We start from the raw sequence: 21,388 nt of genomic DNA on the forward strand, positions 1-21,388 counted from the left end.
TGTGCCAATCCCATAAATCGGCCGTTTTACGGAACAGTTCAAGCATCATTCAAAAATATCCGTTTCCAGTTCCATTTGTCGTTCTTTTTAATAGTTCTGGTAATTCACCTTTTACGGAACTAAAAAAGTTCATTTAAACGGTCGTTTATCTATATTCTTTCGACATCCTAGTTTTATTGTCCTTGAAAGTATAATTTTCCATATCATTTAATGAAAGTCTATTTATACTTTTAACTATAGATTTTTGGATATGCTTGAATCAAAAGGAATGAGTAGAATTTAGATTTTTAAATCGATGATTTCTTCAAAGAAGGAATATATTTTAAGTTGATTAATGTGCATAAGGTTTTAAGCACAAATAAGGTTGCAGGAGTTTAAGAATATTTCTGAAATATGGCCGCGAGGGAAATACGGTTATAGATTAATCAAAAGCCTATTTCACTTGGAGAACTTTTTAAAGTAGACAAATGAATTGGGTAATAATTTCGGAGGTACTATAGCACCCTTTCTTAATACTAGCACTAAGTCACCCCACCTCCAGCATTTATCTTATCCCTCATTACGCAGGCTACATTCACTAAAAAATAAGCGCTTCCGGTTCCGCTCAATACAGATTGTGATTATTCAACCTCGTAGTGTTTATTGAAACATAAGAAATAACAATCCGTATTTTTTCACCTCTTGCCTATCTCCATCAGAGTTTTGGCTATTAGTTTTTTGGAATCTGCACTAACGTAAGAATCCTTAGCATAAACTTTCCATTCGGCTATTACAGTTTTTACTTCTTCAATAATAGTTTTAGGGTTTTTAACCCCAAAGGTATTCGCCAATTCCAACAAATGTTGCTGCCCAGGGGATTTACTCTCCCCTGCTATCATAGTGCTATGCATGCCGTGCGATGAATTTGAAAAGGTAAGGTCATAGGCCGGCGCCAATTTCCATGCTCCAATAGCATTCATAAGAAAGGAAATATTCTTGCTATGGTCGTCCCGGTTATGACTATACACATTAAATGCCGCCAGCCTAAGTATTTTTGAATATGCCGCAACATGATTTTCTAAACGAAAGGCACAGTCCATTACATTACCATAGTCTAGATTGCTGTAACGAAAATTATCATTTAGCAGTCCGCTCGCAGAATGTAAGTGCAAACGGTCATTGTGAATTCTATCAAATCTTTTAGTTGCAAAATAGGTTTTCCCTGATGGCCCCTCGAACAATTTGCATTCCGACATTTCAATACCCACAGCTAAAGCCATTTTATAATAAGCGTATTCTATTTGTGCAATATCCGGTAAGTCGGTTGATGATGGGAATTTGATAATCCAATGTTCATAACCTTCAGGCAGTTCTGACGTGCCATGAATGAGATGATTGGTTTCCTTATGGTAGCCCACTAAAATTTTAGGTCTTGCTCCACCGGAAGACCCTCCAAGATTATATAGTTCTTCTATTACATCAGAAGGTGTACCGGCCAACACCTTATTCATCTCTTTAGAAATTTCGTCCAATTCTAAAAGGATATCGGCTTGAACATCGGAGCTTAGATTTGGTTTATAGGTCAATGCGCCCATACCGCTAGAACCTACATAGGCCAGACGATTTAAGGGTGTTATCTGATTTAGCGATATTCCTTTTGATGACAATGTTCTATCTAATAACAACCTGCCCCAACCATCTGGGAGTGAATCGCTGAATACGCCAAAGAGCCCATCAAAAATTGAGGTTTCAGGAGTTAGAATAGCGTCTGTAGGTTTCAGTTTAAAAGGAGAAATATCTAAACCGCTATTTATGAAATCAGTATCGTACTTAAAAAAAATAGTTCCATTATCGATTACCATTTGTCCAACAGGAATGGAAGTATCGGTAAAGCGAAGGTAAACATCTAGTTGTTCAATTGGTTCCATCAGCTTTTCCTTTTTGAATCGAATAATTTCTCAATATGTTTAAGGTTTTCATCTGGCTTTAGTATACTTTCAAAATCAGATAACCGACCTAGAACAAAAACAAGTTTCAAAAGTGATTCCAAAGAAACTTGCCCTTTGGTTTCAAACCGTTTTAAGCTACCTAGTGATACTCCCGAACGTTCCGCTAGTTCTGTTTGGGAGAGTCCCCTTTGTTTACGAAGCTTTCTGTGTTTGTGCGCAATTTCTATACGGATGTCTCTTGGAAGTTTGTCAACACTATACTTATTCATGATAGAGATAATATATTAGCTAATAATATGCTAAAGTACCAAAAATAGATAACATATTAGCTAATAATTATATTTATTGTATTTACCATAGTAATACTTCAACCGCTTCATCCAATACTTCTACACCAAATTCACGAACATAGGCTTTAGTAGTCAGGACACTTTGATGTCCCAATGTCTCTCCGATTACGTCAATACTAATCCCTTTTTCGCGCAGGCACATTGCAAAGCTATGACGTGCAACGTAACTTGTCACATTTTTTGAAATTCCTGCTTTTTCAGCTAGGATTTTAAGAGCTTTATTGTATTGTCCCAAAATCTTTTGCTTGCGATTTTCAATTTGCATCGGAGTCAAAACATCATGCAGTAAAATTGGAAAGACATAGTTGGTGTCCCTCCTATTCTTATCGTAATAATTTAAAACCTCTCTAACCGGCGGAATAATCTTTAGGGAAAAATTGCCCTGTGTTTTAGCCCTAGCGTAGGTAACACGTTGATTGGTTATATCTGACCATCTAAGACGCATCATATCCGCAAAATTCATACCTCGGGTATAAAAGCTGAATAGAAAGTAATTTTTAGCATTGATGTACTGGATATCTCCTTCACAATCTACATTTTTGAACAACTCTATTTCTGCCATCGTTAGGGCATGCTTAATCCGTTTACCTCGAAGCTTCGATATCTTGTATTTATGAAAAGGGTAGAGGTTCTGTTTTATCAAATCTCTACGTATCGCTAAATTAAAGATGGTACGAAGGCTCCTCATACGAACTGCTATACCGCCGTTGGAGCCGCCCCTGCTTCTTAAGAATACCTCGTACTTATCCAGAAAGGTCACATTGATTTCACGCATGTGTAAAACTGGTTTTTTATAAAACCGTTTTAGAGAACGAATGGTATCACGGTTATTACGTGCATAACCCGTTCTTCCTGAAATAATCAAATCTTTAACAAAAGATTCCCAAAATCCGAACAGGTCTATTTTGCTTCTTTTAGAACCAAATCGGAAGCGTCTTTCAAATTCATTTAAGGTAAAATCAATATCATCTATTTCGAATTCCGATATAATATTCCGGGCCTTTATTTTTATGGTGTCCAAAAGGCGATTGTTCTGCATCGCATTCGGATGTCTTGTCTTAAAACAATGCTCCTTATTGTCCCATCCCTCTTTTTTTACCAATAGCCCAGTAGCGATGATCTTTTTCTGACGGTCTTTTAGGACTTGTAAGATGATGGAATGCTCCCCGTCCAAGTTTGTTTTAGTCTTCAGTTTTAGTTTGATACTTACCATTATTTTGCTTTTAAGGGGTGAAACATAGGTGAAACAAATGGCACTTTTTGTGCAAACGCATGAAAACAAGTAAAAACAAAAAACCAGTGAAAACAAGGGTTTCGAGAGATTGAAGAGAAATGAAAACGAATGAAAAGACAAATAATCGCGCTGTTAATCAGAGGGTCCTTGGTTCGAGCCCAAGAGGGGGAGCAAAAAGCGAAAACCTTATCAGAAATGATAAGGTTTTTTTGTTTTCTGTGATTTAGGTATTGCCTAATTTTTTTCTAAAACCAAGATGCCTCTCCCATTCCTTATTCCTAGTTTTGCAGTATTAAAATTTAAACTATGATTTCAGTTGATAATTTAGCTGTAGAATTTAGCGGAACCACCTTATTTAGTGACGTATCTTTTGTAATTAACCCTACCGATAAGATTGCACTTATGGGCAAGAACGGTGCGGGTAAGTCTACTATGATGAAAATTATTGCAGGGGAACAAAATGCAAATCGCGGTAGTGTAAGGGTGCCAAAAGATGCCATAATCGCGTACTTACCGCAGCATTTATTGACAGAGGATAATTGTACCGTTTTCGAGGAAGCCGCCAAGGCTTTCAAGCATGTTTTTGAAATGCGTGATGAAATGGCACGGCTAAATAAAGAATTGGAAACTAGAACAGATTATGAGAGCGATGCTTATATGGGCATTATTGAGAAGGTATCTGATCTTGGCGAAAAATTTTATTCGTTAGAAGATGTAAATTATGACGCGGAGGTTGAAAAGGCATTAAAGGGCCTTGGTTTTAAACAAGAAGATTTTACAAGGCAAACTAAAGAATTTAGCGGTGGATGGCGTATGCGAATTGAACTTGCTAAAATTCTGCTACAAAAACCAGATCTAATTTTATTAGATGAGCCTACCAATCATATAGATATTGAATCTGTGATTTGGTTAGAAGATTTTCTGCTTAATAAAGCCAATGCTGTAATGGTGATTTCACATGATAGGGCATTTATAGACAATATTACCAACAGGACTATTGAAGTAACCATGGGTCGTATCTACGATTACAAGGCTAATTATACCCACTATCTGCAATTACGAGAAGATCGCAGGTCTCATCAGATTAAAGCTTATCAAGAACAGCAAAAATTTATTGCTGATAATATGACCTTTATTGAACGGTTCAAGGGAACGTACTCCAAGACAAATCAAGTAACGTCTCGTGAGCGAATGTTAGAAAAATTGGTAATCATTGAAATTGATGAAATAGATACATCATCTTTAAAATTGAGTTTTCCGCCAGCACCACGTTCAGGTGATTATCCTGTAACGGTTAAAGATGTTTCCAAATCTTATGGAGAACAAGTGGTATTCAAAAATGCGAATATGTCTATTGCAAGGGGTGAAAAAGTATCCTTTGTTGGTAGAAATGGTGAAGGAAAATCTACCATGATCAAAGCTATTTTAGGTGAGATTGAAGTAGAAGGTACATGCCAATTGGGTCATAATGCAAAAGTTGGATATTTTGCCCAGAATCAAGCTTCATTATTAGATCCTGAATTGACCATTTTTCAAACAGTAGATGAGGTAGCCTTTGGGGATGTTCGCAATCAAATAAAGAATATTTTGGGAAGGTTTATGTTCAGCGGTGATGATATAGATAAAAAAGTAAGTATGCTATCCGGTGGAGAAAAAACCCGTTTGGCGATGGTTAAATTATTATTGGAACCTGTAAACCTTTTAATTCTAGATGAGCCTACCAATCATTTAGATTTAAAATCAAAAGATGTCTTAAAAGAAGCACTATCCACTTTTGACGGTACGTTGATTTTGGTTTCCCATGATCGTGATTTTTTACAAGGCCTTTCTGAAAAGGTATTTGAATTTAAAGACCAAAGGGTAATAGAGCATTTTGAAACTATTGATGCCTTTTTAGAACGCAATAGAATTAAAAGTATATCAGAAATCAATCTGATGAAATAATAGCACCCAATCAAATACCCCCCCCCCCTTAATACATAAAACCAACTATGTCATTTCATAGGTTTGCTCATTAGCTGCGTAATTGCTGATCCAAGAAGTGTTTAAAACTGGTTTCTGCGTATAGAGGTGATTTCCTAAAGCCTATTGTGATGAAGTTCTAAGGAATAATACTCGACTTCTTTTTCAATAAATTTGTATTATTCATTTTTATTCGGTCTTTGGTACTCAATACTATTAAACAATACCTTTGAGAAGTTAGGATTAGAATAACTGCTCGACAAATAAAATTCTATAAGTAAAATTTGAGAAGCCGGTTTCAATTATTTCAATTTTAATTTTTATTTTCAAAACATGAAGAAACATTTTATAATAGTAACTGTTATTTTGTTAATAGCCGTAGGATGTAAAGACTTTCAAAAGGATGATAAAAATGCATCGCAAATCGAAAAATCTGCTCAAGAATTAAGTAATGAGAATACCCAATCTATAGTAAATGAGGCAATTAAAGCTCATGGTGGAACTCTCTATGATTCTGCGCATTATCAATTTGTCTTTCGAGATAAGCTATACTCTTTTGAAAATAAAAACGGATTTACATATAAGGTAAGTTCAAAGGATAGTTTGGGTAATCAAATTGAAGATTTTTTACAAGATGGAAAGCTTGCCAGAACTGTAAATAATGAGCTGGTAGAACTATCGAAAAAGGATATTGCTAAATATAGTGAGGCTTTAAACTCAGTTATTTATTTTGCCACATTACCGCACAAACTAAATGATAAAGCCGTACAAAAGGAAGCCATAGGCGAAACGATTATTAAAGGGGAAGATTATGATGTAGTTAAGGTCACTTTTGGTAAAGTAGGTGGTGGTAAAGACTACGATGATGTTTTTATGTACTGGATAAATAAAAAATCGCATTACATAAATTATTTAGCATACAGCTATAGTGTTAATGAAGGCGGAGTACGATTTAGGAGTGCCTATAACCCAAGAACGATTGATGGTATTCGTTTTCAAGATTACATTAATTGGGAAGCACCAGTTGGTACCCCACTAAAAGAATTGCCAGCTATGTTTGAAAAAGGACAATTGAAAGAACTTTCTAGAATTGAGACGAAGGATATTCAGAATTTGAATGCCAGCGAAGTGGTGGAGTAGGCATTTTTGTAGAACACAATTTACTTATCGTATCTTTGATAAGCGCTGTTTGAGGTTTTCAAATACGTATTATTAAAACTTGTTTTTTAATTTAACTCCGTCTTATATGAAGGGTGAAACCTTATTCGAAAATTTTAGGGAGGTTTCTGCAAAAGAGTGGAAACAAAAAATTCAATACGATTTAAAAGGTAAGGATTATAATGAGGAAGTTGTTTGGGATTCTCCAGAAGGAATTAAAATAAAACCTTTTTACCACGCTGACGATATAGAGAATCTTAAAGTAGAATCGTTGCCATCAACCCCTTGGAGAATAGGCCAATCCATTTACGCAGGTAATGCAATTATGGCCAATGAAAAAGCTCATAAGTTAATTAAGAAAGGTGCTGAGGTTTTACATTTTGTAATTGCTACAGAAACAATTGATGTTGTAAAGCTTTTGAACAATATTGATTTAAATACAACAGGTGTTTCTTTCGATATGCAATTTATGTCCAAAAATTTCATTGAGAAGATTGTTGAACTAGTTTCAAATTCTAATAATGTTTATTTTCAAACTGATCCTATTGGCCATCTAGCTAGGTCTGGTAATTGGTACGATTCTTTGACTTCAGATTTCGCGGTTTTTAACGAATTAATAGATATAAATGTTAAAAATCTAGTAAGCGTAGATCTTACGCTTTATGATAATGCCGGGGCAGATATTTCTCAACAATTGGCATACGCACTAGCACATGCCAATGAGTATTTAAACGTATTGCATGAGAATGGAAACCTGCAAAAGCTAAAGAGTATAGAATTCAAAGTTTCAGTTGGGGGCAATTATTTTTTTGAGATAGCAAAGTTGAAGGCGTTACGAAAACTTTGGAAAGTTCTTATTGAGGTATATGAGATTTCTCCTCGTTGTCATATATCAACAATACCATCAAATCGAAACAAAACCATATTTGATTTTAATGTAAATATGCTAAGAACGACAACGGAGTGTATGTCTGCTGTTCTTGGAGGTTCTGATACCGTTTATAATTTACCTTATGATTCCATTTATAAAAAGGATAATGATTTCGCAAATCGCATTGCCTTAAATCAATTAGTGTTGATGAAAGAGGAAAGCTATTTTGATAAGGTCGAAAACCCTGCAGAGGGCAGTTACTATATTGAAACCATAACAAATCAATTAGCAGAAAAGGCTTTGATTCTTTTTAAGTCTATTGAAAAAGAAGGTGGCTTTCTTAAACAATTAAAAAATCATTCCATACAGAATAAAATAGCTGATAGTGCGAAAAAACAACAAGAAAAGTTTAATGATAAAAAGGCGGTTTTGGTAGGGACAAATGCTTATCAAAATGATAGTGATAGCATGGGTGGGGAGTTGGAGATTTATCCATTTCTTAAGAAGAAACCTAGAAAAACATTAATTACGCCTATAATCGAAAAGCGATTAGCAGAAGAATTGGAGCAAAACCGGTTATCACATGAGTAGAAAGAACTTGCAACATATTAGTTTAAAGAACTCAGATAATCATACCGCTATAATTGGTGAGACAAACCAATCGAATACGGTTTATGAAACAGCGGAAACTATTGCTATAAAAAAAAGATATTCTGCAGATGATGTAGCCCAAATGGAGCACCTTAACTTTGCAGCGGGTATGCCCCCTTTTCTTCGGGGTCCTTATGCTACCATGTATGTGCAACGCCCTTGGACCATACGTCAATATGCGGGGTTTTCAACCGCTACCGAGAGTAATGCATTTTACAGGAAAAACTTAAAAGCCGGTCAAAAAGGATTATCAGTTGCCTTCGATTTACCTACACATAGAGGTTATGACAGTGACCATGAACGTGTTGTTGGTGATGTTGGTAAAGCAGGTGTGGCAATTGATACCGTCGAGGATATGAAAATTCTGTTCGAGGGTATTCCACTAAATGAAATGTCGGTTTCTATGACCATGAACGGGGCGGTTTTGCCTATCATGGCCTTTTATATCGTTGCCGCCGAAGAACAGGGTGTTTCGTTAGAACAATTGTCGGGTACGATACAGAACGATATACTTAAAGAGTTTATGGTTCGCAACACGTACATCTATCCGCCAAAACCATCTATGCAGCTGGTTGCCGACATATTCAAATATACGAGCATGTATATGCCTAAATACAATAGTATTAGTATTTCTGGGTATCATATGCATGAAGCTGGGGCACCAGCGCATTTAGAGCTGGCATATACCTTGTCTGATGGATTGGAGTATATTAGAACAGGAATAGAAGCAGGATTGAAAATTGATGATTTTGCTCCTCGACTTTCATTTTTCTGGGGAATTGGCATGAATCATTTTATGGAAATTGCCAAAATGCGAGCTGCGAGAATGTTATGGGCCAAAGTGGTAAATAAATTCGACCCCAAGAGTGAAAAATCATTAATGCTTAGAACACACTGTCAAACGAGTGGTTGGAGTCTTACTGAACAGGACCCGTTCAACAATGTAGCGCGAACTACCATAGAGGCTTCTGCGGCAGTTTTCGGCGGAACACAAAGCTTACACACCAATGCTTTAGATGAGGCGATAGCATTGCCTACCGATTTCTCTGCGCGTATTGCAAGGGAAACCCAATTGTATCTACAGCACGAAACCAATATTACCAAAACAGTGGATCCCTGGGCAGGCAGTTATTATGTAGAGAAATTAACGCATGATTTGGCGCATAAAGCGTGGGAATTAATGGAGGAGGTCGAAAACCTTGGTGGAATGACCAAAGCAATTGAAACCGGAATTCCGAAAACACGTATAGAAGAAGCTGCAGCAAGAAAGCAAGCGCGTATTGACAGTCTTCAAGATGTAATTGTTGGGGTTAATAAATATCAATTGTCAGCGGAAGATGAACTTCAAATATTGGAGGTTGATAATAAAGAAGTACGCAGACAGCAATTACAACGATTAAAAGAGATAAAAACAAAACGTAATACTACTAAAGTAGAGGCATGCTTAAATGCCATTTCAAAGGCGGCAACAAATAAATTGGCTGGTAGCGATTCGGAAGAAAATTTATTAGCTTTAGCGGTAGCTGCGGCTCGAGAAAGAGCAACTTTGGGAGAGATAAGTAGTGCTTTAGAAAAGGCGTATGGCAGACATAAAGCAATCATTAATACATTTACTGGTGTGTATTCAAGGGAGATTAAAGAAGACGGAAGTTTTAAAAAAGCGCAAGAGTTAGCGGATCGTTTTGCCGAGCAAGATGGCAGAAGACCTCGTATTATGGTTGCAAAAATGGGTCAAGATGGCCATGATCGTGGGGCAAAGGTTGTGGCTACTGGGTATGCCGATTTAGGTTTTGATGTAGATATTGGACCTCTTTTTCAAACACCAAAAGAAACAGCAAAACAAGCTGTTGAGAACGATGTGCATATTTTAGGAATTTCTTCTCTGGCCGGGGGGCATAAAACTTTGGTGCCAGAAGTTATCAAAGAATTGAAAAACTACGGCCGTGAAGATATTATGGTTATTGTTGGTGGAGTAGTGCCGAAACAAGATTATGCATTTTTGAAGGATGCTGGTGCAACTGCAGTATTCGGACCAGGAACTAAAATTAGTGATGCGGCCATTCAGATATTAGAATTACTTTTGGAATAAGACTTTAAAAGGCTTAAAATAAAAAAGGCCGAACAAGTAATTTGTTCGGCCTTTTTTATAGTTAAAAGATGCATTATGCTGTAGCAACTTCTACTTCACTTTTTTTATTCTTCATCCAAAAATAGAGGATAGTGAAAAGAACTATCAATATAGCTGGGAATATTACCATTGTACCTAAAGTTTCCTGTCCAGAAACTAATTCTAGTTCATCACCTGTAAATCCTTGAGCTGAGGCAGCTGCTCTATCGGCATCAATCCATCCACCAATGATAGGTTGAAAAATTGAAGTTGAGAACATACCAATGGCACCTATTATAGACATACCTAAAGCACCTGTTTTTGGTGTTTTTGTTGCCGCCAAGCCTATCATGTTAGGCCAGAAATAAGCAATTCCTAAAGCAAAAATAATAGCAGCGACGTAAGCCATAGCGCCCGTTTGTGTACTAAACAGATAAATACCAATGGTTGCTAAAATAGCTGAACCTAATAGTACGCCTGTTTGGTCAAATCTTTTTACCATATCCCCACCAAAAAATCTTGCAACGGCCATTAAACCGGCTGTCAAAGCTAAAATTAAAGTAGGTTCAGCACCACTTTTTGATAATATGAGACCAACCCATTGATTTGGTCCAAATTCAGATATTGCAGTAAGCGCCATACATATTGCAATAAATGCAAACAATGGGGTAAGCATACCTTTGAAATTTCCACTTAGGGTTGCAGCTTCCTCTATTTTTGCTTTAGGCCAAGTTTGTCCATAAAACAAATAGGCGTAAATAACTGCAGGGATTAAAAGTAACCATACTTGACTTTGTCCAATGATTCCGAAATTTGTCATGAAACCAGATAGCAGACTACCTACTGCAATACCTCCAGGAAACCACATGTGAAAACGGTTTAGCATCTTGCTCATTCTAGTTCCTTTGTAAGCGTCAGCAATCATAGGATTACAAGCTGCTTCGGTACAACCATTTCCTAACCCAATGAGTAAGTTAGCTACTAATAAGCCAACATAACTTCCGGAGAATATTAATAATAAAATACCAATTGTATGTGCAAAGAAGGCAAATTGCATTATAATTTTACCACCTACTTTATGATAAATAAGTCCTCCTATTACCATTGCAATAGGGAATCCTGCAAACCACATTGAAGTAATTAAACCTGCTTGGCTTGCGGTTAATTCTAATTCTGTTTTTAATTGATCCAAAATCCCCGCTGCTATAGCAAAAGAGAAGGCTGTCGTGATTAATGCGAAACAGCTGGCATAAAACAGTCTATTGGCATTTACATTAGAAGTTGTACTAGAACTTTCCATATTTGTATTGATTTAGTTGTTGTTGGTTTAACTGCTAAACTAATAAAAATGAAATAATATCAGGGCTTTTTTAGTAAAATGATATCTTAAGTGCGACATATGGCACAAAAAATAATATTTGTGAAAGTTTTTATGGATTTTATGCAATGCTAAATGTGGTAATAATATACTTTATCTCTTTGATTATGAACTATTAACTAACTTGTAACCTCAATAATCCTATTTAATCGAATATCTATGAAAACCTACGTTTGTATACTAACTATTGTTTTGTTTTTTAGTTGTGCCGATGTTGAAAAGGGCCTAAATCGAGAAATACAAACTTCTACCGATACTGTAGATGCACATTATAACCCCCAAGCAAATTTAGATAGTTTGGGTATAAAGCTGAGAGATCAAGGAATACCTGTGGCAAATTATGTTCATGCAGTAAGAAGCGGTAATCTTTTGTTTTTAGCGGGTAAAGGACCAAAACAAGCCAATGGTGAGAATATAGTAGGCAAACTAGGACAAGATTTAAGCATTGATGAGGGTTATGCTGCAGCTCGTGAAGTTGGTATCAATCAACTGTCAGTTTTAAAAATGGAATTAGGTGATTTGAATAAGATTAAAAGGATAGTTAAAGTTCACGGTATGGTCAACGCAACGCCTGATTTTACAGAACATTCTAAAGTAATCAACGGGTACTCTGATTTAATGGTAGCGGTTTTTGGTGAAAATGGAAAACATGCACGTGCCGCAGTTGGCATGGGATCACTGCCTGGGAATATGGCAGTTGAAGTTGAGATGATTGTTGAGGTTTATGAAGAATAGATAAATGAAGTATAATTCATATTTATGATATTCAAATTAAGTCTATTTTTGCGCTCAATTTAAAATATTGGCCTCGTAGTTCAATGGATAGAATAGAAGTTTCCTAAACTTTAGATGCAAGTTCGATTCTTGCCGAGGTCACTTTTTGACTTATAAACGAATTCAATATAGTATATAATATATTGATTATCAATGTTTTGATATTTTTTGGTTTCAAATGATATCATTTAGAACCACCTATTAGAGTTCACAAATCGTCAACATTTTTTTCAAATGTTTTCGTATTTTGTAATTGTTTATTTTAAATCTGTTAAATTAACGATTTGTAGGTGATTTGACTTTCGTCCTTAATTAAGTTTAACTTAAAGACGTTTGTTATGCGTACTACTTCCACATTTTCAATCTTATTTTGGCTATACGCCAAAAGAATTAAGAACAATCAAGCTCCCCTTTATGCCAGGATAACCATAGACGGCAAAAAGCTCAACATTAGCCTTAAAAGAAGAATTGACACGCAACTTTGGAGTCCTGAAAAGCAGCGAGTCAAGGGTTTAAGTGCAAACGCCAAAAGTATTAATCAATACCTTAATGAAGTACATGCAAAGTTGTTTCAGGGCTATCAAGAATTAAGGGCAGATGATAAGCGGATTACTCCACAAACGATAAAATCCAAATTCCTAGGGGACGATAAGCCAAAGGAATTTACGCTTACTGATATAATTGCCTACCATAATGATAAAATGTTTTACAAACTGCATAGAAACACTTCAAGGCTCTATTTAATTAGTCAAAAATACATTCTACTCTATTTAAAAAAGGAATATAAGCTTGACGACATAGAACTATCGCTTCTTGATTATAAATTTATACTCGGTTTTGAAAATTTTCTACGAGGCCATAAACCAAGGCATTATCAAAAGCAGATTGGGAACAACGCAGTAATGAAACATATCCAGCGTTTAAGGAGAATGGTCACTTTAGCTTATGATATTGAATGGATTGGTCAAGACCCCTTCCGTAAATTCAAACAAAAACTAATTCCCACACACCGCGGTCATCTAACAGGCAAAGAATTAGAACTTTTAGAGGAGTTGACATTACACTCTTTGAGATTGAGAACGGTAAAAGACTTATTTGTATTCAGCTGCTACACAGGGATTAGTTATATAGATATGATGCTACTCTCGGAAGAGAGTTTGGTTATGGGTTTGGATAAACGAATGTGGATTGCAACTAAAAGGCAAAAGACCAGGAATCCAGTTAAAATTCCTTTACTATCGAAAGCTTTAAATATTATCAAAATTTACCGAGAAGATAAACGGTGTCAGATTTATGGCACGTTGTTTCCTAAAATATCAAATCAAAAAGTGAATGCTTACCTAAAAGAAATTGCAATAGCAGCTGGCATTCAAAAAAATCTCACCTTTCACATGGCTAGACATACTTTTGCGACAACCGTTACGATGACTAACGGAGTGCCCATAGAAACTATTTCTAAAATGTTAGGACACAGAAAGCTAACCACCACACAAATTTATGCCAAAGTAATTGAGCAAAAAGTATTTGACGATATGGAAATACTTCGTGAGAAATTGGAAATAAATAGAGCGCCATATAAAAGTAAAAATACAAAGAGAATTCACTAGGTCAAATGTTCAATAAAATCAAAATATCAATTTTTGATTGAAACTTAAATGGTAAGTGGAAATAGAGAACTTTTATAGAATCCATTCTTAAAAAAAAGATCTTTGATGGATTTAAAATTTTTTAGTAGAGGGATTTTCAATTGTTGATAACCTAGAATTACCTTACAAATCGCACACTTTGCCAAGATTCAAAATGGTTCCATTTGGTATCAAATGGAACCGAATAAAATTTGTGCTTCCTCAACTTAATCCCGTTTGGTCCATTTTGGTTCAAGATACTGTATATCAATTATTTGTGGATAACTAATTGTATCGTTCCATAGTGCTGTTCACCTATTTTCATACATTTATCCAGTAAAAATATTGAAGGAAAACAAAAGCGCTTTTGTTCATTTCGTAACCTTAAAAAGAAACAAAATGGACACTATTTTAATACTCGAACGGCTGGACCGTTTGGAAAAACTTTTGATGGCGAACAAGGAGGTAATGACCTTCGAGGAGACCTGTGACTATACGGGAATATCCAGAAGCTACCTGTACAAACTTACCGCTTCGGGAACCGTTCCGCACTCCAAACCCAACGGGAAACTTATTTTTTTCGAACGGAGGAAAATCGAGAATTGGCTGCTCCAGAACGAACGAAGACCCATAAATGAAATCGAAACGATAGCTAAGCCCGTTCGTTAGGAATTTGCATCTCTAAACTTTTCAAAATTCATTATTACATCTTGGGAATCCCCTGGGAGTTCAAAACATTTTTTATGAAAACAGTACCTTACTTACGGGTAGGCACATCGTACTATAAATTGGTGCAGGCACCTACCATCGCTGGACATTTCAACGAGATCCTTGTGCATTGGAACATCGAGACCATTCGCCAGGACCATGGCAAGGATTACCTGAGCAAGGTTCCCAAATACGATGGCTTTACCTGTATCCCCAACCATATCCATTTTAAACAGGAATATAAAGGGTTCTACAATACCTATTCCCCGTTGCCGGCAATCCCAAAAGAGGGGGAATGCCAACATTCATTGAATTTTGTGAAACACATTTTCGGGAAACACTATGAACTAGGATTGGATTACCTACAATTACTGTATACAAAACCGGTACAGGTACTGCCCATTCTTTGTTTAGTTTCCAAGGAACGTTCCACAGGCAAGAGTACTTTTTTGAAATGGCTGAAGGCCATCTTCGACAATAACATGACCTATCTGACCAATGATAGTTTCAGCAGCCAGTTCAATGCAGACTGGGCGAACAAGCTGCTCATCTGCATTGACGAAGTACTGTTCAACAAAGAAGAATTGACGGAACGTATCAAGTACCTGAGTACCACCAATATCAACAAGTTGGAGGCTAAGGGAAAGGACAAAAGGGAAGTGGAGTTCTTCGGTAAGTTCATCCTGTGCAGTAACAACGAGGACAACTTCATAAAAATTGACGGGAACGAGACCCGTTTTTGGGTTTTGAAAATACCCGTGCTCAAAAAAGAGGAGACCGATTTCCTGAATCAACTGAAATCGGAGATACCCGCCTTTCTACATTACATGCAAAAGCGGCAGTTATCGAGTGAGCACACCACCAGAATGTGGTTCACCCCAAAACAGATTAGAACAGCCGCGTTAAAAAGGTTGGTACAGAACAACCGGAACCGGGTGGAGAAGGAACTGGCCAGTATCCTGTTCAGTGTCATGGAAAAGTTCGAACTGGAGGAGATACATCTCTGTCCCATCGATGCGCTGCACCTGCTGAACAAAACCCGTGTCAAGACCGACCTGACCCAATTGCGAAAATTGTTGAAGAACGATTGGAAACTTGTCAACCAGGACAACTCCAACAAATACCAAAAAGTGACCATTTGGAGCGATGGGGATATCCACATGATTGATGCTAAAGGGAGGTACTTTACGGTGGAAAAAGACTTTTTGAACAAAAATTTTGATGATACGATGACGGAATAGGACGGGGCCAATGTTCATAGGGGCCGAAGCCGTCATCAAATTGTCATCATTTTGTCATCAAAAAAAATAATGATGACGGAAAAAGCTTGTAAAAAAAGAAGAACGATGACGTGATGACAAAACGATGACATGGAAAACCTAATACTGTAGGGGCCTTAGGAGGTGTTGTCATCATATCATCAAAAAAATAGGTAAAACCATTTGGCTTATGAAAGAAAAAAGAAAAACAGGATTATCGTGTGAAAGAGCCCGAGCTTTTCCCATCGAAAGGGCGCTGGCAAAACTCGGGCACTTTCCGACCAGGACGAACGAAAAAGAAGCTTGGTTCCTGAGCCCTATCCGCTCAGAAACCCAAGCCTCTTTCAAGGTGTCCAAGAAACTCAATAGATGGTACGACCATGGGGAAGGAACCGGAGGCAATGTTATCGATCTGGTGTGTAAAATCACCAAATCCTCGGTAAAGGAAACTTTAAGGTTTTTGGAACAGGACCGGGCCTCTTTCTCTTTTCAACAGCGGCCAGTTTTAAGCAACGATAACCATAATGGAATACAGATTCTTCATGCACGGCCTACCCTGCATTATGGTCTGTTACAATATCTATTTGAACGAAGGATTTCCATTTCGACAGCATCGGCCATTTGTATGGAAGTACATTACCTGAACAAGGGAAGACGATATTTTGCCATTGGATTGAAGAACGTTTCGGGTGGATGGGAACTACGGAACAAATATTATAAGAATAGTAGTTCGCCCAAGGATATCACGCATATCAAAAATGGAATTGAAAAACTCATCGTTACCGAAGGGATGTTCGACCTGTTATCGATTTTAGAGGGTACCGAAGAATCAAATTTGGAATATGATTTTCTGGTCCTGAACTCAACTGCTTTCGTTTCAAAAGCAATAGAAATAATGAAAGGTTATTTGCAAATCGACCTCTACTTGGACAACGATTCAAATGGAAGAAGGACAACCCAAAAATTAATGGCCCATTCCATAAACTGCCTGGACAAATCAATGCTTTACGAAGGATTCAAGGATATGAACGAATGGCTCATCTATAATGCTAAAAAGAGACTTGGTCAGGAAGCGCGAGATGTGTCTTTGTTGCCACAAAAACAAACTCGCTTTACTCCCGATGGTCGCAAAGTAAAAAAGAAATGAAACGTACGTACATCAAATTTAGATGCTCCATCTACGAGAAAAAACTGCTCAGGAAAAGGGCCGCACGGGCAGGACTTTCTCTATCCGAATATTGCCGCAGCTCAGCTTTTAAAAATACCGTCATCGAACGGTTGACCGAGGAACAATTGGCCCATTATAAAATGCTGGTGAAATACAAGGGAAATTTTACCCGCATCGGTAATATGTTCAGAAAGCATAACCCGAAACTGGCCAGCGAGGTCGAGCAATTGGCGGAAGAAATACGCACACAACTTTATAATTTCAAAAAAATAAAGTAATGATAGGTAAGGGAACTTCCATAGCGCATACGGGAACAAGTATCGATTACGGCTGGAACCAGGAGAAAGCTGCAGAAATCGTATTCAGTGAAAATTTGGCAGGGAATAATCCCCAAGAGATTACCGAGGAGTTCAGGTTGATACAGGAAGAGAATACCCGTTGTCAAAAGAACACCTTAAGCTTTATACTCAGTCCGACACAAGTGGATGGCAGGAACCTTTCCAAGGAACAGTTAGGGGAACTGACCCAAAAGTTTATCAAAGAAATGCAGCTGAAGGAACGGCAGGCCATCGCCTTTGTCCATAGGGACAAGGCACATACCCATGTGCACCTGTACGTGAACCGTATCGGTTTCGATGGAAAGGCCTACAACGATAGTTTTATCGGGAAACGAAGCCAACTCGCAGCCGAAAATGTTGCCAAGGAAATGGGACTGACCACGGTCAAGGAAGTACAACTGGAAAGGGAACTGAATTCGATACAGGTACGTCTCGAAATAAAGAACATACATCAAAGGGTAATGGAAACCGAAAGGCCAAAAACATTAGACTCCTACATCAAGGCCATGCAGGATAGCAACGTGGAAGTCATCCCGACAATAAACCGGGCCAATAAGTTACAGGGCTTCCGGTTCCAATATGAGGGCCATAATTTCAAGGCAAGCGAGGTACACCGCTCCATGTCCGGAGGTAGGATCATGGCACAACTTTCCCAGAATAAAGGTATAGCAAAACCGATAAAGGTGGACAAGTCAGTCCAGCTACTAGGGAAAACCTTGGAAATGAGTACCAATCTTGCAACGAGCATCGCCAAGAACATCATCAAAAAAACCATCAAAAGGGCCATCGATACCGGAATAGGATTTTAAAACAAGAAGCTATGGGATATAAAAAACTGGACGAGGTAATGGAACTGCTAACCGACGAGTTGGATGGGTTCAACAAGTCCATCGTTAGATTGGAAAAGTTGACCCAAAATACGGACAACATCAAAGTGATACCTGATACTTCGGAAATCGAACGATTGCTCCAAGAGCATCTGAATTCCGAGAAGGTGAATACCGAAAGGCTTCTGGAGTCGGTTCAAGATATTAGGAGTAAGATTTCAAAAGCAAGACTGGTTCCAAAAATACAATTATGGATTCATTACTCGATTTGGTTCATTTCCTTGGTCATCATAGGATACCTGTCTCTACGGTTCTCCCGAATCGGGGATGTCCAGGAAAGGGCCTTTACTGAGGGAGGGCAAGAAGTAATCCCTAACCTAAAAGGATATTTTGACCAGAATCCAGGACATTACGAATCGTACCAGAAATGGATGCAGAAAAAGGATAGTGTTCCAAATAAAAAGTAATGTGCGCCCTATGGAATTTTTGCTTGACGCTTATCTGCCGGAACACTACAAAAATTCCACAGGATCCATGCGCAGGTAAGTTATGGTAAGATTTGGGAATTGATTGATTCGAAAAATCGTTCTGGGAAAAGTAACGAGCTCTTACTATCCTAAACAGCAAAAAAAATGAGAACATTTTGATTTTCTAGATGCTAAAGCTTTGTGTTTTTTGTATACATATTTCATCACTAGAGAGTCGAAACAAGAAATGGGCAAAAGACCAAGATCAAAGACCGGGTGCAGGTAACAAAGGGGCTAAGTATACCAGTAACAATACACATTACAGTCCTACGGACCCCGATGCCAGGATAAGCGTAAAGCCCGGCAAGGCCAGAAAGCTGAACTACTTGAGTCAGCTTAGTGTCGACACGGCACCAAGAAAAAGTCTTATCGAGCATCAAGTAAGCTCTGCAAGGGTTGTAGGTTCAGGGCAGCCTGCCTTGGTAAGGTGAATGAAAAGTAGTTCTCGGTCACGTATTTTAGGGAACAGTACGAGCGTAATATAGAAAGGGTGAACAGTCCACAGGGCAGGTATATGAAAAGCAAGCATCAAAGTACGGTAGAGCCAGTTTTTGACACTTTAACTCAATTCATGGGTATGCGCAAGATAAATACGATAGGACTCGAACAGGCCAACAAGGTGATGCACCTCTCCGCCATGGCCTATAACCTAAAGAAGTACCTGAAATTCGAACAAAAACGCTCCAATAGTGGGCTAGGACAACTTTCTTTTAAGGCTTTTATAGAAAGTGTTGTGCAATATCTATTTTTAGGCTTGCCAAGCCATCAGAAATTTACCGTCCAATACTAATGAAGCAATAAAAAAGCCTCTTAAAGAGGCTTATATTCAATCTGTATTTTGAAAATTATAGGCTTGTGCCACAGTTACCATTGTTAGCCAATGTCTCTATTTTATTCACAATACTCTTCAGGCCAATATTCCTTGCAAGGTTATTCAAAAACTATTCGAATCGAGGCAATGATTTTATAGAACGAATCTTAATATCTTTATAGAAGATTTCTGCGGACTCCGATTGCAGTTGAATTTTACCTTTAGTTAACGGGCTTTCTTTTCCGTCTACCAATTGCCTAGAATTTTCAAGTACCATGACAACTTTACCGTTGATTATATGTACACTTTTTCCTCCAAAGCAATATAAATCAACTGTGTTCCATTTTCCGGTCTGGTTTTCGCCATCTGGATACTTTATACAATGCCTCCCATTTTCACTTTCTGAGCTAAATGTCAATAAATTGCCTTTTTCATCATATCGATAATCATCGTTGCCGGTTTTGGTTGCCCTTATATCTAACAAGGCCCCGGCAACTCCCCAGTAATCACCGCAATCTCCCTCCTGTATTTGAAACTCTTGGGATCTGAGCCAAAATTTATCTCCATCAGCATGGTCGCCAACGGCATGATATAATAGCCCACTATCTCTTTTATCGGATAACTTTTCTCTTGGGTACCATTTTTTATCGCCCCATTTGAATTGCAACTGTAAATGATAATTTTCAAACTCCCTTTTTGTAGAGATTCCGCCCCAGCATTCACCAGAAATCCGGAGTACTTTCTCACCGTCTACATCAGCAATTGTAAACACACCAATCGGGTCGTTGTTCAAGCCATATGGAATCTGTTCATCTATTTTCTCCATAGGTACTCCTTCTATGAACTGGGGCCCTAAATACGTATCCCAGTTTTTTAAATCGAATCCATTGAAAAGCGTTTCCCAATCTTTAGTGGATTCTTGTGAAAGGATACATTGCGATACGATTAAGAAACTATAAAAGAATAATTTTTTAAAATGTTTAGTCATAATCTTTAGTTTGTCATTTTTATATTAACTATACCTTCTGAAACCAATCAATAAAATTTTTTTAATCCAATCATCAGATGGTAAATTTCAATTTTTGCCCTGAAGAAAGTCCGTGTGCATTTTTCAATAATTGTTCATGATATTCTATCAAATTCATTGCTTTTTGAATATGTTCGCTAACGTTCAAGCTATGGCAAGTAGGGCAGGCAAAGAAACTTTTAGTTTCCGTCTGCGCACTTAGCCAAAGCTTTTTGTTTTGATTTAAATTTTTGTTTTCAGAGCAAAATCCTAAAGATTTTTCGGACACATAAATATACACAAACCTTTGAATTAACCACCAAACTCCGCATTACTTATAGGTATTGTGCCTGTTGCACAAGTACTTGTTAAAAATAGTGATATTGATTAACTTTAGTTATGCAAGGACATAAAGATTATCAAGAGAAGCTTTTCAATAGTTTTCAGTTAAGTGAACGCATACCCAAGGCCAATTTTTACAGGCGTTTAAAAGGAGTCTTAGATTTGAGTTTTCTTTATAAGTTGACCAATTCTTATTATGGACAGAGTGGTCAAAAGAGTATTGACCCTGTAGTATTTTTTAAGCTTTGTTTAGTGGGTTATTTAGAGAACCTTATCAGTGACCGCAAGCTAATAGCACATTGTTCAATGCGCTTAGATATTTTGTATTTCATAGGCTATGATATAGATGAAGAGTTACCCTGGC

Annotated in this window: 20 protein-coding genes and 1 tRNA gene; 16 read left to right on the plus strand and 5 right to left on the minus strand. The window is 37.5% G+C overall.

Annotation, left to right across the window (positions count from 1 at the left end; genetic code table 11):
- Nucleotides 1-674: 674 nt before the first annotated feature.
- The 3 genes from B5X55_RS10070 to B5X55_RS10080 all read right to left on the minus strand — a co-directional run bounded on the left by B5X55_RS10070 (nt 675) and on the right by B5X55_RS10080 (nt 3,491).
- Nucleotides 675-1,907 (minus strand): type II toxin-antitoxin system HipA family toxin, encoded by a 1,233-nt coding sequence (locus B5X55_RS10070; protein ID WP_079512497.1) that lies wholly within the window; start codon nt 1,905-1,907, stop codon nt 675-677.
- The gene (locus B5X55_RS10075; RefSeq protein WP_079512498.1) at nt 1,907-2,197 is read right to left on the minus strand and encodes a helix-turn-helix domain-containing protein; all 291 of its coding nucleotides are present in this window, start codon (nt 2,195-2,197) and stop codon (nt 1,907-1,909) included. Before B5X55_RS10075 ends, B5X55_RS10070 begins: the two co-directional genes overlap by 1 nt.
- Before the next feature lie 82 nt (nt 2,198-2,279).
- Nucleotides 2,280-3,491, minus strand: a complete 1,212-nt coding sequence (locus B5X55_RS10080) for a site-specific integrase (RefSeq protein ID WP_079512499.1) — start codon at nt 3,489-3,491, stop codon at nt 2,280-2,282.
- A 327-nt stretch (nt 3,492-3,818) separates the two neighbouring features.
- Here B5X55_RS10080 and B5X55_RS10085 point away from each other — a divergent pair, with 327 nt between their 5' ends.
- The 4 genes from B5X55_RS10085 (at nt 3,819) to scpA (ending at nt 10,243) form a co-directional block, all read left to right on the plus strand.
- Nucleotides 3,819-5,456 (plus strand): ABC-F family ATP-binding cassette domain-containing protein, encoded by a 1,638-nt coding sequence (locus tag B5X55_RS10085; RefSeq protein ID WP_079512500.1) that lies wholly within the window; start codon nt 3,819-3,821, stop codon nt 5,454-5,456.
- Nucleotides 5,457-5,807: 351 nt separating this feature from the next.
- Nucleotides 5,808-6,614, plus strand: a complete 807-nt coding sequence (locus B5X55_RS10090; RefSeq protein WP_079512501.1) for a DUF6503 family protein — start codon at nt 5,808-5,810, stop codon at nt 6,612-6,614.
- Nucleotides 6,615-6,720: 106 nt separating this feature from the next.
- Complete coding sequence (locus B5X55_RS10095) at nt 6,721-8,094, plus strand: methylmalonyl-CoA mutase subunit beta (RefSeq protein ID WP_079512502.1); 1,374 nt, start codon at nt 6,721-6,723, stop codon at nt 8,092-8,094.
- Nucleotides 8,087-10,243, plus strand: a complete 2,157-nt coding sequence (gene scpA / locus B5X55_RS10100) for a methylmalonyl-CoA mutase (RefSeq protein ID WP_079512503.1) — start codon at nt 8,087-8,089, stop codon at nt 10,241-10,243. Before B5X55_RS10095 ends, scpA begins: the two co-directional genes overlap by 8 nt.
- Nucleotides 10,244-10,316: 73 nt before the next feature.
- Here the strand turns inward: scpA and B5X55_RS10105 are convergent, their stop codons facing one another.
- Nucleotides 10,317-11,561, minus strand: coding sequence for an MFS transporter (locus tag B5X55_RS10105; RefSeq protein WP_079512504.1), 1,245 nt, complete (start codon nt 11,559-11,561; stop codon nt 10,317-10,319).
- Nucleotides 11,562-11,798: 237 nt separating this feature from the next.
- Here B5X55_RS10105 and B5X55_RS10110 point away from each other — a divergent pair, with 237 nt between their 5' ends.
- The 11 genes from B5X55_RS10110 to B5X55_RS10160 all read left to right on the plus strand — a co-directional run bounded on the left by B5X55_RS10110 (nt 11,799) and on the right by B5X55_RS10160 (nt 19,655).
- Complete coding sequence (locus B5X55_RS10110; RefSeq protein ID WP_079512505.1) at nt 11,799-12,374, plus strand: RidA family protein; 576 nt, start codon at nt 11,799-11,801, stop codon at nt 12,372-12,374.
- A 69-nt stretch (nt 12,375-12,443) separates the two neighbouring features.
- Nucleotides 12,444-12,515: transfer RNA gene (locus tag B5X55_RS10115), tRNA-Arg, on the plus strand.
- A 236-nt stretch (nt 12,516-12,751) separates the two neighbouring features.
- Nucleotides 12,752-14,020, plus strand: coding sequence for a site-specific integrase (locus B5X55_RS10120; RefSeq protein WP_079512506.1), 1,269 nt, complete (start codon nt 12,752-12,754; stop codon nt 14,018-14,020).
- 486 nt (nt 14,021-14,506) lie between these two features.
- Nucleotides 14,507-14,707 (plus strand): helix-turn-helix transcriptional regulator, encoded by a 201-nt coding sequence (locus tag B5X55_RS10125; protein ID WP_317042709.1) that lies wholly within the window; start codon nt 14,507-14,509, stop codon nt 14,705-14,707.
- Between the two features lie 74 nt (nt 14,708-14,781).
- Nucleotides 14,782-15,987 carry a primase-helicase family protein gene (locus B5X55_RS10130; protein WP_079512526.1) on the plus strand — a complete coding sequence of 402 codons (1,206 nt, stop codon included), beginning with the start codon at nt 14,782-14,784 and terminating at the stop codon, nt 15,985-15,987.
- Nucleotides 15,988-16,354: 367 nt separating this feature from the next.
- Nucleotides 16,355-17,152, plus strand: coding sequence for a DUF8464 domain-containing protein (locus tag B5X55_RS10135; protein WP_234999710.1), 798 nt, complete (start codon nt 16,355-16,357; stop codon nt 17,150-17,152).
- Nucleotides 17,149-17,451 carry a mobilization protein MbpA gene (gene mbpA / locus B5X55_RS10140; protein WP_079512509.1) on the plus strand — a complete coding sequence of 101 codons (303 nt, stop codon included), beginning with the start codon at nt 17,149-17,151 and terminating at the stop codon, nt 17,449-17,451. Before B5X55_RS10135 ends, mbpA begins: the two co-directional genes overlap by 4 nt.
- Nucleotides 17,451-18,320: a relaxase/mobilization nuclease domain-containing protein gene (locus B5X55_RS10145; protein ID WP_079512510.1), complete on the plus strand. Its 870-nt coding sequence runs from the start codon at nt 17,451-17,453 to the stop codon at nt 18,318-18,320. Before mbpA ends, B5X55_RS10145 begins: the two co-directional genes overlap by 1 nt.
- A gap of 11 nt (nt 18,321-18,331) precedes the next feature.
- Nucleotides 18,332-18,805, plus strand: coding sequence for a DUF6730 family protein (locus B5X55_RS10150; RefSeq protein WP_079512511.1), 474 nt, complete (start codon nt 18,332-18,334; stop codon nt 18,803-18,805).
- 188 nt (nt 18,806-18,993) lie between these two features.
- Nucleotides 18,994-19,296, plus strand: coding sequence for a hypothetical protein (locus tag B5X55_RS10155; RefSeq protein ID WP_079512512.1), 303 nt, complete (start codon nt 18,994-18,996; stop codon nt 19,294-19,296).
- Between the two features lie 59 nt (nt 19,297-19,355).
- Nucleotides 19,356-19,655: a transposase gene (locus B5X55_RS10160; RefSeq protein ID WP_234999711.1), complete on the plus strand. Its 300-nt coding sequence runs from the start codon at nt 19,356-19,358 to the stop codon at nt 19,653-19,655.
- A 151-nt stretch (nt 19,656-19,806) separates the two neighbouring features.
- On the opposite strand, the gene B5X55_RS10165 is transcribed toward B5X55_RS10160, so the two are convergent.
- A complete protein-coding gene (locus B5X55_RS10165) occupies nt 19,807-20,664 on the minus strand; it encodes a 3-keto-disaccharide hydrolase (protein WP_079512513.1) in 858 nt (285 codons plus the stop codon).
- A gap of 417 nt (nt 20,665-21,081) precedes the next feature.
- Here B5X55_RS10165 and B5X55_RS10175 point away from each other — a divergent pair.
- The coding region (locus B5X55_RS10175; RefSeq protein WP_143814458.1) for a transposase at nt 21,082-21,388 on the plus strand (307 nt) is incomplete at its 3' end.

Origin of the sequence: Maribacter arcticus (genome assembly GCF_900167935.1) — a bacterium.
In the GTDB taxonomy this organism is placed as follows: domain Bacteria; phylum Bacteroidota; class Bacteroidia; order Flavobacteriales; family Flavobacteriaceae; genus Maribacter; species Maribacter arcticus.

Coding starts and splice junctions, on each gene's coding strand:
- B5X55_RS10145 (WP_079512510.1), top strand. CDS start 17,451: ATGATAGGTAAGGGAACTTCCATAGCGCATACGGGAACAAGTATCGAT.
- B5X55_RS10130 (WP_079512526.1), top strand. CDS start 14,782: ATGAAAACAGTACCTTACTTACGGGTAGGCACATCGTACTATAAATTG.
- B5X55_RS10080 (WP_079512499.1), bottom strand. CDS start 3,491: ATGGTAAGTATCAAACTAAAACTGAAGACTAAAACAAACTTGGACGGG.
- B5X55_RS10070 (WP_079512497.1), bottom strand. CDS start 1,907: ATGGAACCAATTGAACAACTAGATGTTTACCTTCGCTTTACCGATACT.
- B5X55_RS10105 (WP_079512504.1), bottom strand. CDS start 11,561: ATGGAAAGTTCTAGTACAACTTCTAATGTAAATGCCAATAGACTGTTT.
- B5X55_RS10120 (WP_079512506.1), top strand. CDS start 12,752: ATGCGTACTACTTCCACATTTTCAATCTTATTTTGGCTATACGCCAAA.
- scpA (WP_079512503.1), top strand. CDS start 8,087: ATGAGTAGAAAGAACTTGCAACATATTAGTTTAAAGAACTCAGATAAT.
- B5X55_RS10150 (WP_079512511.1), top strand. CDS start 18,332: ATGGGATATAAAAAACTGGACGAGGTAATGGAACTGCTAACCGACGAG.
- B5X55_RS10085 (WP_079512500.1), top strand. CDS start 3,819: ATGATTTCAGTTGATAATTTAGCTGTAGAATTTAGCGGAACCACCTTA.
- B5X55_RS10090 (WP_079512501.1), top strand. CDS start 5,808: ATGAAGAAACATTTTATAATAGTAACTGTTATTTTGTTAATAGCCGTA.
- mbpA (WP_079512509.1), top strand. CDS start 17,149: ATGAAACGTACGTACATCAAATTTAGATGCTCCATCTACGAGAAAAAA.
- B5X55_RS10125 (WP_317042709.1), top strand. CDS start 14,507: ATGACCTTCGAGGAGACCTGTGACTATACGGGAATATCCAGAAGCTAC.
- B5X55_RS10075 (WP_079512498.1), bottom strand. CDS start 2,197: ATGAATAAGTATAGTGTTGACAAACTTCCAAGAGACATCCGTATAGAA.
- B5X55_RS10095 (WP_079512502.1), top strand. CDS start 6,721: ATGAAGGGTGAAACCTTATTCGAAAATTTTAGGGAGGTTTCTGCAAAA.
- B5X55_RS10110 (WP_079512505.1), top strand. CDS start 11,799: ATGAAAACCTACGTTTGTATACTAACTATTGTTTTGTTTTTTAGTTGT.
- B5X55_RS10165 (WP_079512513.1), bottom strand. CDS start 20,664: ATGACTAAACATTTTAAAAAATTATTCTTTTATAGTTTCTTAATCGTA.
- B5X55_RS10155 (WP_079512512.1), top strand. CDS start 18,994: ATGCTAAAGCTTTGTGTTTTTTGTATACATATTTCATCACTAGAGAGT.